Raw genomic sequence first — 13,693 nt, forward strand, 5'->3', positions numbered from 1 at the left:
CAGGCAGTCTTTATACTATGTAAAACTTTTAGCATCCTGCGGCAAATCTTTCACCTTCATCAAGTACATCCTCATTTTCTGCTCATATTCCATTGGGTACTCATAACCCAAACTCTTCCCGACTTCCTGTGACAGGCGGCTGAAAAGGTCTGCTGTCCGGAAAAGAGCCTCCCAGTTCTCCTCATTCCCTGGTCCTGCGTAAGTCCCTTCCAGTTCTGCCCATGTTTCTGAATCCAGATAACGTTTGAACCATCGCCCGAACTTATTAGGATTTACGCTCCATTCATGCTTTACTCCAAGATGCCATTCAATAACCGGCTGGAGATAATGGAATCGTATGACATTATCAAGCATGTATTTTGTAAAATAAAGTTCATCTCGCCAGAGGCTGTTCGCGACGTATGCGGTATCTCCCCAAAAACTATTGATAATATCGGCGAATTTTTCCGCTGACGGCTTCTTTGTTATATATGATTGATAAGAAGGGGCCGGGATTCCTTTTGTAATTCCATCCTTATCTAACAAGACTTTATAGCCATTGTCATATTTTTTTGGCAGTACAGTCATGGCAGCAAGGTGTTTAACAAAATCATTCGTCGTAATCTGAAAATCTATCTTTGTTCCATCTTCGTATAGGACTAGTCTCGTTCGCCAATTGCCATCCTCCAAAACCACTTTTTTTATGAGAGAACCAAATTGATCAAGCCATCCATCGTCCTCGGTAAAACCATCTAAATCCTTCACGAAAATCTCAAAATCAAAATCGGTGAACAGATCGGTGAACGCATGTGGATTTGCTCGGGAACTTGTCATCAGCACAGTCCGGATATTTGCACTTTGGCCGGCCCAATAAAGAAGCTGGCCAATCATCTCTTGTTCTTGTTTCATGTTATACAACTTCCTTTTCCTTGCTTAAGCGCTCGACCTCTTTTTTCAGAAAATCCAGACGGCGATGAATCCGATAAATTTCGGTAAGTAAGCCGTAATGACAATGATGAACCACCCCATTTTTCCCTCCTTCATCTTGCTAAATGATGAATCCTAAAATATATTCTAAATAATTTATTCGTTTTCCTGAGCATATATCCTGCAAAAAAATGAATATCAGGCTGTCTAATATTGGATTATTAGAGTTTACTTTGCTACAGTTAAATTAAGGAGACTTAAACCTATCTAGATAGTGTTAAATAAATTTGCTGGGGAGTGCAAAAAAAATGGAATCAACTTTTAACCAAAGAGATGAAGTGACCGATTTCATTCAATCCAATAGGGAACTTTTCGAACAACACTTATTATCAGAAGCGGTGAATGTAGCTTCGAAGATTAATGAGATTCTTCAAAAAGGAAATATCAACCTTTTAAAGAACGCTGAAAAGTTAATTGTCTACATAGTGGAGCAGCAGGAAGAGAATCTGGTTGCTTTTGCTGAACAAGAAGGGATTGCCTGGGCTGAACATTCGTTGACTGTTGCTTTCAAGCTGGAATGGATTCAGGCCATTCGCCGAACTTTGTGGCACTTCCTAAACAAATATGATCAAACATATAACCGATTTTCTGATCGTGAGGAATTCTTCCAGCTTGAGAAAAGGATCAATGACCGAGTTGACCAATTCCTAAATACATTCTTCCTGACTTATACAAAGTACAAAGATGAACTGCTTAACTCGCAGAGGAAATTGGTTGAACACTTATCAGTCCCGATTATCCCAGTCAGCAGTTCTGTTGCTGTACTTCCTCTAATCGGTATGATGGATGACTACAGAATGCAAATTATCGAAGAGAAGGTACTTATGGATATTTCAAAGCTGAAAGTCCAAACATTGATTATCGATCTTTCAGGAATTGCTGAGATGGAAATGAACGTGATCTCCCATTTCCAAAAAGTCTTGAGCGGCGTGTCGATGATGGGTTCAAACGCTGTCATTACCGGAATGCGTCCCGAGCTTGTTAGAAAAATGATACATGCAGGAATCACTTTTGATCAAAAAGCAGAAACCAAAGGTACGTTACAGCAAACATTGAGATCCTATCTGGATAACGAAGTAACAAAATAATGAAGAAAAGCCCCTATTCGTCACATAGGGGCTTTCCTGTTGGCTATTATACGAGCTGGGACTCTTCGATATCCTGTTTAGTTCAACTAAAGCTAAATCTGTAAAATTTCACGGATATCTTCTTCTGTCAGTGAAGCTGAGCTTTTCTCTTCGATAATTTCTTCAATCATGTTCCGCTTTTTATCCTGGAGCTCGTTCATCTTTTCTTCGATTGTACCTCTGGCAATCAATTTGATGACCTGGACTTTATTTTTCTGTCCCATTCGATGGGCACGGTCCGCGGCCTGTTCCTCGACAGCCGGATTCCACCATAGATCATAAAGAATTACTGTATCAGCTCCAGTCAGATTCAAGCCTGTGCCTCCGGCTTTTAAGGAAATCAGGAAAAAGTCCCGTTCTCCGGCATTAAACTTTTCGCACGTTTCCACTCGCTCTTCAGGAGGTGTCTGTCCGTCCAGGTAAAAAAACGGAATGCCCTCATATGCCAATTCCCTGCCAATCAAGTCGAGCATTTTCGTGAACTGTGAGAATATGAGAACTCTTCTTCCGGCAACCCTGGATTCCTCGATGATTTGTTTCAGCTGTTCCAGCTTTGCCGAGTCGCCCTTGTATCCGTCTACGAACAAAGCTGGATGGCAGCATATTTGCCTTAATCGTGTGAGGCCAGCCAGAATTTTGATCCGGTTCTTTCTGATTGTATTCTTATCCAGCTGCTTCAGCGTTTGATGGCGAAGTTTTGCCAGATACGCAGCATAAAGCTTTTTCTGTTCAGGCAGCAACTCCACTCTATCGATTGATTCAATTTTTTCCGGAAGCTCACCAAGCACTTCTTCCTTTACCCTTCTCAGTAAAAATGGGCGAATCCTGCGGGCGATGGCTTTGCTTGTCAGATTACTGAATTCCTTCAACCCCTGGAACAACTCAGGGAACACGACTCTGAAAATAGACCATAATTCCTCTGTTGAGTTTTCAATCGGCGTACCGGTCAGCGCAAAGCGATGGTTTGCCTGTATGTTCATCACAGCTTTTGCTGTTTGAGTCAACGGATTTTTGAATGCCTGTGCTTCATCGAAAAACACAGTGTGGAATTTGATTTTTTCGTACAGGTGAATATCCCTTCGCAGCAGCATATAAGAGGTAATGACCACATCAATACCCGCAGCATCATTTAGCAGTTTGGCACGCTCCTCCTTATTGCCGTCGATGATGACTGCCTGAATCTCAGAAGTGAATTTCAGGAATTCACTGAGCCAGTTATAAACGAGCGAAGATGGACAGACAATCAGCACCGGCTGTTGCCTGTCCCTTACATTGGCTAGTTCTGATGCAATATACGTGATACTTTGCAGTGTTTTACCAAGTCCCATATCATCTGCCAGGATACCGCCAAATCCATAACTAGCGAGAGTTTTCATCCATTGGTAACCTTGTTTCTGGTATTCACGCAATATCGGATCCAGGTTATCCGGGACCTCAAATTTTACTTTTCCAGGGGTGCTTATTTCCTCCAGAAAACTGCGGAATGAATCCTCTAATTTAAGAACAGATCCATCCTCGAATGATTCCAGCATTTGCATCCCCCGGACAATCGGAACATTCAACCCTTTCTCAAAATCTTCATCCTGGATTGGCCCAGCTTTTAAGAAACGCTGGATTTCCTCCCATTCCCTCGTTTCCAGAGACATAAGCGCACCATTGCGTAAACGATAATACTTCCGCTTTTCCTCAAGCGCTTCGAGTATATCCCTGATCTGTTTTTCAGGAATCCCCTCCATTTCAAACTTGAATTCAAGCCAGTTTGTCCGCTCTTTTTTCACCTTGACACGTATTTGCGGTCGGGCAGGCTCCCTGAAAATACGACTTCTGACAGCTGTCGTAGCATATACCTGTACAAGCTTTTGCAGCTTCGGCAAGAGGTGATACAAAAATTCATATTCCAGCTCTTCGTTATGCAAAAAATAACCGCCATCCGTTTTTGCGAATGAACCTTCATCCAACAAGTCCAGAATCAGATCCTCCTTTGCCATGTCCCTGATTAGCAGAGAATTCACTTTGGGTTCCCTTTCCTCAAGCGGATTGAAAACGATTTTTCCATACTGGAATTCAATCCCTGCAAGTAACCGGTTATTCACGCGATCAAGGTACAGCTTTGCGGCCAACGGTTCTGTTAAAAATTGTTTCGTTATATCGCCGTCAATTTGAACCTCCCCAATCCGGCGCAGGCCTGGTATGACTTTTTCGACAAAGAAACCCATTTGATCCTGTAAAATCGGTATGCTATCCGTTCTTGATTGGGCAAGCATATTTTTCAGTTCAAATAATCTGCTGCAATCCTCGGTACTGAGCTGGATTAACCGGGCTTTCGACCAAACGAGGTCATATTTATGAAGGACGATCAGATCAGAGATTCCGGCAATTTTTAATGAATAGTCTTTCTCCGTAACTTTTTCAAAATTGAACAAAAGCGGAAGACTATCGTTGGAAACCGAAAACAGCCCGGTTACCTGGCCATCGTCTTTCAACTTAACATCCGGAGCCTGTTCCAGCAGCGGCAGTAGCTGATGCCAAAAGGATGGCGGAATGATTATAACAGAGGAGTCATTATTGCTATCGATCAATAATTCTGAGTCCTGGACAATTTGGATAAGTATATTAATGATTGAATCAATATCCTTATGAAAACAATGAAGCTTAGGATCATAGGTGAACAAATCAGATAGCGATGCTGACTCCCGATTCGCAACACTCATCAGGAATCCTGGAATATCCACGATTTCGATTGGTCCAATACTTATCGAAACCCCAAGCATCATTTGCTGATCGCTTGTTTCAACTGGCTCGATTTTGAATATTGTATTCAAGGATTTTCTTGTTTCAAAATGGAGCTGGTGGCCGCTTGTTCTTCGTGGCCCTTCACTGAAAATGGTCAGCAGCCCTTCAGCCAGCTCACTTCCTGGATGATCAATATTCTTAAGGGCTTGTGATGACCCATGCTTTTGCTCATCCAAAATCGCCAGCAGGACCGCAGCTACATGCTGGCATTCATGTTTGACAGAAGCAAGTTTCGGACAAGTGCACCCCGTTGTGAACCCGCCGTCACCGGTTTTCGTGACAATGACATGGAATACATCCGCCCCTGTAACTGTTGCATTCAGCCTTTTATCATTGTAGTCTTTGAATTCTACTTTATCCGCACGGTAAAACGCATCCCCACGCTTGAAGGAAACAGTACCGCATAATTCCTTGATGACTTTTAGATTTAGTTTGAGATCCATGGCCTGCTCCTTCCTCGAAGATGCGGTAATCAATAATTAATAGTGTAGACCTTATCTCCACATTTGTTAAGCAGGAATACAAAAAGCATGGAGAATTCTCCATGCTCGAAGTTCTAAAATAAAAGAGTAAGCTTCCATCCAGGACACCCGGAACTTAGTCATCATCCGATTCCACGAAATTTTTCAATGCTGATAGTTTGTTATCCCAATATATCTCGAAAAACGAAAGCCATTCCTGCATTTCCTGAAGCGGTTCTGGCTGTAATGAATAGCGCGTTTCCCGTCCAATTTTTTTACTGGTTACCAAACCTGCTTCAGAAAGTACAAATAAGTGCTTGTTTACAGCCGTCCTCGTAATCGGAAATTTTTCGGTTATGGACGCAACCGGCATCTCCTTGTCTGCGAGCAGCTTCAGTATTTTCCGGCGAGTAGGGTCTGCAACAGCCTGGAAAACATCATGTTTTGCATGTGAAGCTGACATGTTAGCCCTCGATATAGGCTGGAAGTGCTTCGTTAACGATTTTGTCCCAGCCATTATCCATGATTCCCTTGATAACATTATGAGGCTGGCCAAACTCAGTGACCTTATCAGGGTCCCAACCGGAGTGGATTAATGTGAACTCAGTCTTTCCTTCCAGCTCCTTCAGTTCAAATAGAAGGTGCCAATCCTGCCCCCAATCAAAGCCCAGACGATTCGGCGGATCCAATTCCGTTACCTTGCATGGTGAATCTCCAAAAGGACCTGCGTGGAGGATGAACTCTTTGCCAAGCTCCGGTTCAAATGTGTTCGGCATCCACCAGGCAGTAATCCCTTCAGATGTCGCGACTGCTTTCCATACTTTTTCGATTGGTGCATTTAGAATGATTGTTTTACGGATTTCTCTTTGTGCATCCATGTTTTGCCCTCCATTGGTTAAATAACACTATTTGGTGTCACTTTCTTAATATATAACACCTTTTAGTGTCATGTCAACAGAATGGACCAGGCACAAAGTGAGTACCTGGTCCACTATGGAATTAAATCTCAATAATAATCGGCAAGATCATCGGCCTTCTTCTTGTTTTTTGGAAGATATGCTGGCCGACTGCTTTTTTAATCCCTTGCTTAATGACATTCCAGCGATGGACATTATCTTCTTGAAGTTCGGTCACTGTTTTCGTCACAAGATTGTTTACGTCTCTCATCAGGTCCTCGGAGTTTTTCACAAAAACAAAACCTCTTGAGATTGTATCGGGCCCGGAAATGATTTTCCGTTCAGCTTTGCTTAATGTAAGGACAATGACCAGCATTCCGTCCTCCGATAGCTGCTTTCTGTCCCTTAGTACGATTTCTCCGACATCCCCGACACTTACTCCATCGACATACGTATCACCTGCTGGAATATTTCGTGTCTGGCGCGCTTCACCATTTTCAATGTCAACGATATCACCATTTTTAACGATAAAAGTATTTCCTTTTTCTACACCAACAGATTCCGCCAGCAAGCGGTGGTGATGCAGCATCCTGTATTCCCCGTGTATCGGGATGAAATATTTAGGCTTCATCAAAGTCAGCATCAGCTTGAGATCTTCCTGGTATCCATGTCCGGAAACATGCATGCCGGTAGTGCTGCCGGAGCCGTAAATGACTTTCGCGCCGAGCTTGAACAAATTATCGATGATCTTGGATACATCCTTTTCATTCCCGGGAATCGGGGATGCCGCCATGATGACGGTATCTCCTGGATATACCGAAACATCGCGATAGTTTCCTGTTGAGAGGCGGGAAAGCGCGGCCATTGGCTCTCCCTGGCTGCCAGTGCACAGGATGGCAACTTTATGTGGATCCAGTTGGTCAACTACATTTGGTTGTATCAGCATTCCTTCAGGAACATTCAAGTACCCTCTTTCGATCGCCACATCGACTACATTGACCATACTCCTGCCAAGCAAAGCAAGCTTCCTGTCCGTCTTGATTGCTGCCTCAACAACCTGCTGAACCCGGTTCACGTTAGAGGCAAAAGTCGAAACAAAGATTTTACCTTCCGCTTTCATGAAGGCTTCTTCAAGATGGCTGGCCACCATTCTTTCTGATGGCGTCAAACCAGTACGTTCAGCATTCGTGCTTTCTGATAACAGAGCAAGAACACCATCTGTTCCGATTTTCGCCATCTTATGAATTTCAGATTGTTCATCATTAGCCGGCGTCAGGTCGAATTTGAAGTCTCCGGTATGGACAACATTCCCTTCAGGCGTATGGAAAACTATCCCCATACAATCCGGGATGCTGTGGCTCACTTTGAAGAAAGAAACCTTCACCTTTCCGAAATCCAATACTGAATCTGAATTGATTGTGTTGAGTTCAGTTCCTCTTAAAAGCTTATGTTCACTCAGTTTCAGCTCGATTAAACCGAGAGTGAAATTTGTTGCATAAACCGGTGCTTTCAACTTCTTGAAAAAATAAGGGACACCGCCGATATGGTCCTCATGTCCATGAGTGACAATCAAGCCGCGGATTTTTTCTCTATTTTCTTCAAGATATGTCATTTCCGGGATAATCAAATCAATCCCCAATAAACTCTCATCTGGAAACTTCCCTCCACAGTCAATCACAAAAATATCATCTTCATACTCGACAACATACATGTTTTTCCCGATTTCATTGATGCCGCCTAAGGCAAATATAGATAAAGTCACGTCATATCCTCCTAATCCGTAGTCGATTTTGTTAGTATTGCCAATTGATTTTCCGATTATTTGACTGAGTTGGGAAAAATACATCATTTATATACCCTCAAAACAGTATCCTGACAATTTTATTGGCGATTTTTTTATTTTAGGCTGTTTTCGTAAAGATTGTTGTTAAAATCCTAAAGCCGATTTTAACGTAATGAAAGCCATTTTTGCAGGTCGATATTTAGTTTGCATGCTCTTTTCTCACAAAAGAGGAAACTTTTTCGAATAAAAATAGGCCATTCAATCATATTTTGTAGTCAATAGCAACAAAGTTTGAGAAAAGAGCCTTATTTTATTAGCGGTTTTCACATGTTTATTTGCGAAAAAATAATTTTATTGGCGATTTTCACAAGTTTTTTAGCGAAAATAAAATTTTATTGGCGAACTGGAAAAAACCATCGATTTTTTCCAGTTTCTCAACAAAAAAACCAACCCGCTCTTCAGCGAATTGGCCTTCTTCACTTATTTTTCGATCCAGGTATACATATACTGGTCGTCTTCGATGCCCTTGGCTTTCTTAACCGTTTTCAGCGGCCGGAATGTATCGATCATGACGGCAAGCTCTAAGGTTTCTTTTTTGCCGATGCTTGCTTCTGTCTTGCCGGGATGCGGTCCGTGCGGAATCCCGCTTGGATGCAATGTAATCGACCCTTCCTTGATTCCTTTGCGGCTCATGAAGTTCCCTTCTACATAGTACAGCAGCTCATCGCTGTTGACGTTGCTATGGTAATATGGTGCCGGAATCGCTTCAGGATGATAATCGTAAAGCCTTGGCACGAAGGAACATACCACATAATTATGGCCTTCGAATGTCTGGTGGACAGGCGGCGGCTGATGGATTCGGCCGGTGATTGGCTCGAAGTCCTTGATATTGAACGCCCACGGATACAGATAGCCATCCCAGCCGACAACATCAAGCGGGTGGTGGTTCAACACATGCCGGTGCAGATATCCGCGCGTCTTGGTGATCACTTCATGCTCCCCTTTTTCAGAGAAGGTTTCCAACGTTTCCGGCCCGCGGATATCACGTTCACAGAATGGGCTGTGCTCGAGCAGCTGTCCATACTCATTGCGGTACCGTCGAGGAGTCGTGATCTGGCTGAACGATTCAACAATTAACGCTTTGGTCATTTCTGCATTTTCAGGCACTACACGATACATCGTTCCAATTGGAATGACGACATAATCACCAGGACGATAGTTTATAGTTCCAAACATCGTTTCCACCTTGCCGGATCCATGATGGAAAAAGAACATTTCATCTCCATCACCATTGCGGTAAAATCGCTTCATCGGTTCGGAGATATTCGCGAATCCAATCAAGAGGTCCTCATTACCGAGAATATATTCCCTTCCACTTAAAGCATCCCCCGTTTTCGTAATCTGGTCGGTCAGGAAGTGACGATGGTTCAATGATTCTTGCTCTTCATATTCAGGCATGTAGCTGCCGATCAATTCACTTTTCACTACCTCTGTCGGCATATGGTGATGATAAAGGATTGACTGTGTGCCGGAAAAACCTTTGGTTCCCATTACCTGCTCGCGGAACAGCGAACCGTCTTCCTTTTTAAAAATGGTATGGCGTTTCTTTGGGATTTCTCCCAGCTGACGGTAATACATAAATACACCTTCTTTCTAGTCTTCGATTATTTTATTTTTCAAAACACCAAGTCCTTCAATCTCAAGTTCTACTTCATCACCGGGCTCAAGCCAGCGGTGGACATCTGTACCCAGTTCCAGGATACATCCTGTTCCCACTGTACCTGAGCCGATTACCTCTCCAGGGTACAGGGTCGTCCCCGCGGAAGCACGCTCAATCATCTCACCAAAGGAGTAATAGAGATCCTTCACATTGCCACTCGAAAGTTCCCTGCCATTCACTCTTGCTGTCATTTGCAGGTTATAGCCTTTTTCAGATTTGAGGGTCTCAAACTCATCCTTCGTGACCAAATATGGACCAAATGAAGTCGCGAAATCCTTCCCCTTGGCCGGTCCAAGCCCCACTTTCATTTCATGGCGCTGCAGGTCGCGGGCACTCCAGTCATTCATGATAAAAAATCCAAATATATGCTGTTCTGCATCCCCGGCCTTGATATTCCGGCCTTCCTTGCCAATCACACAAGCAATCTCCAGTTCATAATCGAGCCACTCACACGCCTGCGGACGCCTGATTTCATCACCTGGTCCTTTGATGGCAAGATGGTTGGTAAAATAGAACACTGGGATCTGATACCATTCAGGAATCATCTCAAGTCCCCGATTCTCCCTCGCTGTTTTTACGTGCTGCTCAAATGCGTAAAAATCCCGTACACTCTTAGGATTTGGGATCGGCGCGTTTAAGGTTACTTCTTCCAGCGGATATGAACCATTCCCTGTCTCGATCAGACCTTTGTTTGCTTGGATATACTCCATGAATACTATATGGTTTTCGATGAATGCCAGCATATTGTCAGGCAATGTCCCCTTCGATGCTTCATGCATATCAACCGCCATATTCCTGGAGTTGATCCAGCCAGCTCTCATTGTTCCGTCTTTTTTCGTAAACGTAATGAATTTCATGTCATCACCTATTTTCTTTGCAGTTCAAATGTTTCAGCCAGAGGCAGAGTATAAGTTGCGCCTGCAAGCCTGCCAACCGGATTTAGCTTCTCAGAATTAATGCGGCCATTTTCATAAAGGCTATCTTCCACATGGACATGAACAACTTTGCCAATCACGAGACTGCCAGCTCCAGCTTCTTCCCCGCCAAAGTGCAGGACCTGATCGAGAATACACTCAAGATGGACCTTGGACTCCTTGACTCGTGATGGTCTAACCGCGACGCTGTCAACCTTGTTCAGTCCGGAAGCCACAAATTCATCGACATCTGACGCGAATTCAGTCGCACAGTCATTCATCTGCTGGACGAACTCCTCACTGACAATATTGATGACGAACTCCTTTGTGCTTTCAATATTTTTCAAGGTATCCTTTTTCGCCCCGTCTGTCCCTCTTCTCATTGGCGAAAAGCAAACCATCATCGGGTTCGCGCTGATAACAGTAAAGAAACTGAATGGAGCCAGATTGGCGCTCCCGTTTTCATCCCGGCTGGAAACAAAGGCAATGGGCCGCGGCAGGACAGACCCTTGCAAGAGCTTGTATGCATCTCTCCATTCAAGATCTTCTGTTTTGATTTCCAATGCTTACACCGCCCTTTCATGGAAAAGCTGGCTGACGATTTGTAAAATGAACTCATGGTCCTCATGAGTTCCGAGAGTGATCCTGAATGCTTCCTTGTACCCTGGCAGCTGCATCTGCCTGACAAGCACACCATTTTCCGTCAGCTTCTGAATAACCGGTCTATTCGTAAAAGCAAACAAGAAATTTGATTGCGATGGAAAACTATCAATCTCCAACTCTTTTAACTTCGAACTGAGGAAGGCTCTTTCTGCACTATTTTTAGCTGCGCAGTCTTTCACGAAATCCTGATCCTCCATTGCAGCCAGCGCTGCTTCCTGTGCAAGCTGGTTCACATTGAATACATCCCTGACTTTATGAAGCTCCTTCGCGATGTTTTCATGCATGATGCCATAGCCAACTCGCAGACTGGCAAGGCCGTAGATTTTCGAAAAAGTTCTGAGGATGACTATGTTTTGATATTGATCAAGTAATGGCATCGTATCCAGGAATTCATCAGAATCTGTGTATTCAAAATACGCCTCATCCATGATGATCAGCACATTTGAAGGCACATTATCGATAAAAGAAAGCAATTCTTGTTTGGCGACAATCGTCCCGGTTGGATTGTTCGGGTTGCAGACGAATACCATTTTTGTTTTTTCGTTTATGGCTTCCTGCATTTTTTTAAGATCATGCCTGCCGTCGATCATCGGAACGGTGACAGCCCTGCCGCCTTCGATCAGTACATTCGTTTTATAGCGAGGGAAAGTTACCTCCGCCATGACCGCTTCATCATTTTTATCAATGTATGCTCTTGTCAGAAGGCGAATGATTTCCTCTGAACCGTTCGAAACAAGAAAATGCTTCTGGTCCAATTTATAAAAGGTTGAAAGTTTCTCCACAATTCCTGAGGTCAATCCGTCCGGATAGAATGCCAGCGCAGAAGATGCCTGCATGATTGCTTCTCTAACCTTTGGCGAAGTGCCATACACATTTTCATTATCAGAAAGCTTCCTTACTTTAGTAAGTCCATACTGTTCTTTGATCTCCTCAATTGTTTGTCCGAGGGCGTATGGTGTGATTCCTCCGAGTTCCGCTCTTGCTTTTACATTCATGTTCATCCCCCACTTCTATTAGAAAAGCGCAAGCGCCTTGCTCAGCCCCGACAAGCGCTGGAGCTAGACAATAATATCAGTTTTAAAAGTACCTAATTATAAGTACGAAAAGGGAGCGATTCGCCCCCTTCACTCCCGGCTATTAAAGGTTGCCGCGTCGTTCCTGTTCACGCTCGATTGATTCGAATAGAGCCTTGAAATTTCCTTCACCAAAACCTCTTGCACCTTTTCGCTGGATGATTTCAATAAAGAGAGTCGGACGATCCACGATTGGCTTAGTGAAGATTTGCAGCAGATAGCCTTCATCGTCACGGTCTACTAGAATGCTAAGCTCTTTTAGCTTATCGATTTCTTCATCAATTTCGCCAACACGCTCTGACAGCATTTCATAATATGAATCCGGTGTGCTCAGGAATTCAACGCCATTTGCACGCAGCTGTGCTACTGTGCTGACAATATCTTCTGTCAAAATCGCAAGATGCTGAACACCAGGACCGTTGTAGAATTCCAGGTATTCCTGGATCTGCGACTTGCGCTTTCCTTCTGCCGGCTCGTTGATCGGGAATTTGATGCGGCCGCCATTATGCATTACCTTGGACATCAATGCTGAATACTCTGTCACGATATCCTTATCCGTGAAGTGCTTCATTTCCTTGAAGCCCATGACATTGGCATAATAGTTGACCCATTCTTCCATTCTTTCAACATTGCCGACAACATGGTCAATCCCGATGAAACCTGCGTCATTCACAGGGACTGTTGTTTCGTGCTCAACAAACCCTGGCATAAACAGACCTTTGTAATTTTTTCTTTCAATAAGTGTATGGATGGTGTCACCATATGTGCCGATGACTGCCTTTTTTAGCGTACCGTTTTCATCAGAAACTTCATGCGGCGGCTGGATTTCAATTGCTCCACGCTTAACCGCTCCCTCATACGCCTTCTCGACATCATCAACCGCAAGCGCAATGTCCTTGACGCCATCGCCGTGAGTCTTGACAAACTGGGCTACACGAGATGAATCATTGTAGGTTCCAGTAAGAACAAGACGGATCTTACGCTGCTGCAGGACATAAGAGGTTGTTTCGCGATTACCGGTTTCAAGGCCTGAATAGGCAACTACCTTAAAGCCAAAAGCCGTCTGGAAAAAATGAGATGCCTGCTTGGCATTCCCTACATATAGCTCTAAATAATCAACATCCTGTACCGGAAAAAAATCCTCTGTCGTTTGGCTAGATACCATTACTTTCTCTTGCATTGTAAAACCTCCCGAAAGAATATTTATAATATTTAAAATAACTCTATAGTAACTATCCCTGCCCTCTCAAGAGCGCGATGTAAAGCTATAATGCTTTTGTGTGGTAAAGAGACTGCA

Annotated in this window: 11 protein-coding genes; 1 reads left to right on the plus strand and 10 read right to left on the minus strand. The window is 43.7% G+C overall.

Annotated features, from left to right (window positions below):
• Positions 1 to 15 precede the first annotated feature (15 nt).
• Positions 16 to 888 (minus strand): aminoglycoside 6-adenylyltransferase, encoded by an 873-nt coding sequence (locus tag J7E35_RS03205; RefSeq protein WP_214776913.1) that lies wholly within the window; start codon positions 886 to 888, stop codon positions 16 to 18.
• A 326-nt stretch (positions 889 to 1,214) separates the two neighbouring features.
• Between J7E35_RS03205 and J7E35_RS03210 the strand changes: the two genes are divergently transcribed.
• Entirely contained in the window at positions 1,215 to 2,054 is an 840-nt protein-coding gene (locus J7E35_RS03210; RefSeq protein WP_214776915.1) for an STAS domain-containing protein, read from the plus strand.
• Between the two features lie 92 nt (positions 2,055 to 2,146).
• Here J7E35_RS03210 and J7E35_RS03215 read toward each other — a convergent pair whose 3' ends face one another.
• From J7E35_RS03215 to hppD, 9 genes are all read right to left on the minus strand, one after another.
• Positions 2,147 to 5,329 carry a DEAD/DEAH box helicase gene (locus tag J7E35_RS03215; protein ID WP_214776917.1) on the minus strand — a complete coding sequence of 1,061 codons (3,183 nt, stop codon included), beginning with the start codon at positions 5,327 to 5,329 and terminating at the stop codon, positions 2,147 to 2,149.
• 154 nt (positions 5,330 to 5,483) lie between these two features.
• The gene (locus J7E35_RS03220) at positions 5,484 to 5,810 is read right to left on the minus strand and encodes an ArsR/SmtB family transcription factor (RefSeq protein WP_214776919.1); all 327 of its coding nucleotides are present in this window, start codon (positions 5,808 to 5,810) and stop codon (positions 5,484 to 5,486) included.
• Position 5,811: 1 nt separating this feature from the next.
• Positions 5,812 to 6,225, minus strand: a complete 414-nt coding sequence (locus tag J7E35_RS03225; protein WP_214776921.1) for an SRPBCC family protein — start codon at positions 6,223 to 6,225, stop codon at positions 5,812 to 5,814.
• Between the two features lie 121 nt (positions 6,226 to 6,346).
• Positions 6,347 to 7,954, minus strand: coding sequence for a ribonuclease J (locus tag J7E35_RS03230; protein WP_251040759.1), 1,608 nt, complete (start codon positions 7,952 to 7,954; stop codon positions 6,347 to 6,349).
• A gap of 552 nt (positions 7,955 to 8,506) precedes the next feature.
• Positions 8,507 to 9,664 (minus strand): homogentisate 1,2-dioxygenase, encoded by a 1,158-nt coding sequence (locus tag J7E35_RS03235; protein ID WP_214776922.1) that lies wholly within the window; start codon positions 9,662 to 9,664, stop codon positions 8,507 to 8,509.
• A 15-nt stretch (positions 9,665 to 9,679) separates the two neighbouring features.
• Positions 9,680 to 10,603, minus strand: coding sequence for a fumarylacetoacetate hydrolase family protein (locus tag J7E35_RS03240; RefSeq protein ID WP_214776923.1), 924 nt, complete (start codon positions 10,601 to 10,603; stop codon positions 9,680 to 9,682).
• Between the two features lie 8 nt (positions 10,604 to 10,611).
• On the minus strand, positions 10,612 to 11,223 hold the full coding sequence (locus J7E35_RS03245; protein ID WP_214776924.1) for a flavin reductase family protein: 612 nt from the start codon (positions 11,221 to 11,223) through the stop codon (positions 10,612 to 10,614).
• Positions 11,224 to 11,226: 3 nt separating this feature from the next.
• Complete coding sequence (gene hisC / locus J7E35_RS03250) at positions 11,227 to 12,318, minus strand: histidinol-phosphate transaminase (protein ID WP_214776925.1); 1,092 nt, start codon at positions 12,316 to 12,318, stop codon at positions 11,227 to 11,229.
• Between the two features lie 142 nt (positions 12,319 to 12,460).
• Positions 12,461 to 13,576 carry a 4-hydroxyphenylpyruvate dioxygenase gene (gene hppD / locus J7E35_RS03255; RefSeq protein WP_214776926.1) on the minus strand — a complete coding sequence of 372 codons (1,116 nt, stop codon included), beginning with the start codon at positions 13,574 to 13,576 and terminating at the stop codon, positions 12,461 to 12,463.
• Positions 13,577 to 13,693 lie beyond the last annotated feature (117 nt).

Origin of the sequence: Bacillus sp. ISL-45 (genome assembly GCF_018613195.1) — a bacterium.
Taxonomy (GTDB): Bacteria; Bacillota; Bacilli; order Bacillales; family Cytobacillaceae; genus Mesobacillus.

Excerpts from the sequence above, each read along its gene's own strand:
- J7E35_RS03205 (WP_214776913.1), bottom strand. The coding sequence starts at position 888 with ATGAAACAAGAACAAGAGATGATTGGCCAGCTTCTTTATTGGGCCGGC.
- J7E35_RS03210 (WP_214776915.1), top strand. The coding sequence starts at position 1,215 with ATGGAATCAACTTTTAACCAAAGAGATGAAGTGACCGATTTCATTCAA.
- J7E35_RS03215 (WP_214776917.1), bottom strand. The coding sequence starts at position 5,329 with ATGGATCTCAAACTAAATCTAAAAGTCATCAAGGAATTATGCGGTACT.
- J7E35_RS03220 (WP_214776919.1), bottom strand. The coding sequence starts at position 5,810 with ATGTCAGCTTCACATGCAAAACATGATGTTTTCCAGGCTGTTGCAGAC.
- J7E35_RS03225 (WP_214776921.1), bottom strand. The coding sequence starts at position 6,225 with ATGGATGCACAAAGAGAAATCCGTAAAACAATCATTCTAAATGCACCA.
- J7E35_RS03230 (WP_251040759.1), bottom strand. The coding sequence starts at position 7,954 with ATGTATGTTGTCGAGTATGAAGATGATATTTTTGTGATTGACTGTGGA.
- J7E35_RS03235 (WP_214776922.1), bottom strand. The coding sequence starts at position 9,664 with ATGTATTACCGTCAGCTGGGAGAAATCCCAAAGAAACGCCATACCATT.
- J7E35_RS03240 (WP_214776923.1), bottom strand. The coding sequence starts at position 10,603 with ATGAAATTCATTACGTTTACGAAAAAAGACGGAACAATGAGAGCTGGC.
- hisC (WP_214776925.1), bottom strand. The coding sequence starts at position 12,318 with ATGAATGTAAAAGCAAGAGCGGAACTCGGAGGAATCACACCATACGCC.
- hppD (WP_214776926.1), bottom strand. The coding sequence starts at position 13,576 with ATGCAAGAGAAAGTAATGGTATCTAGCCAAACGACAGAGGATTTTTTT.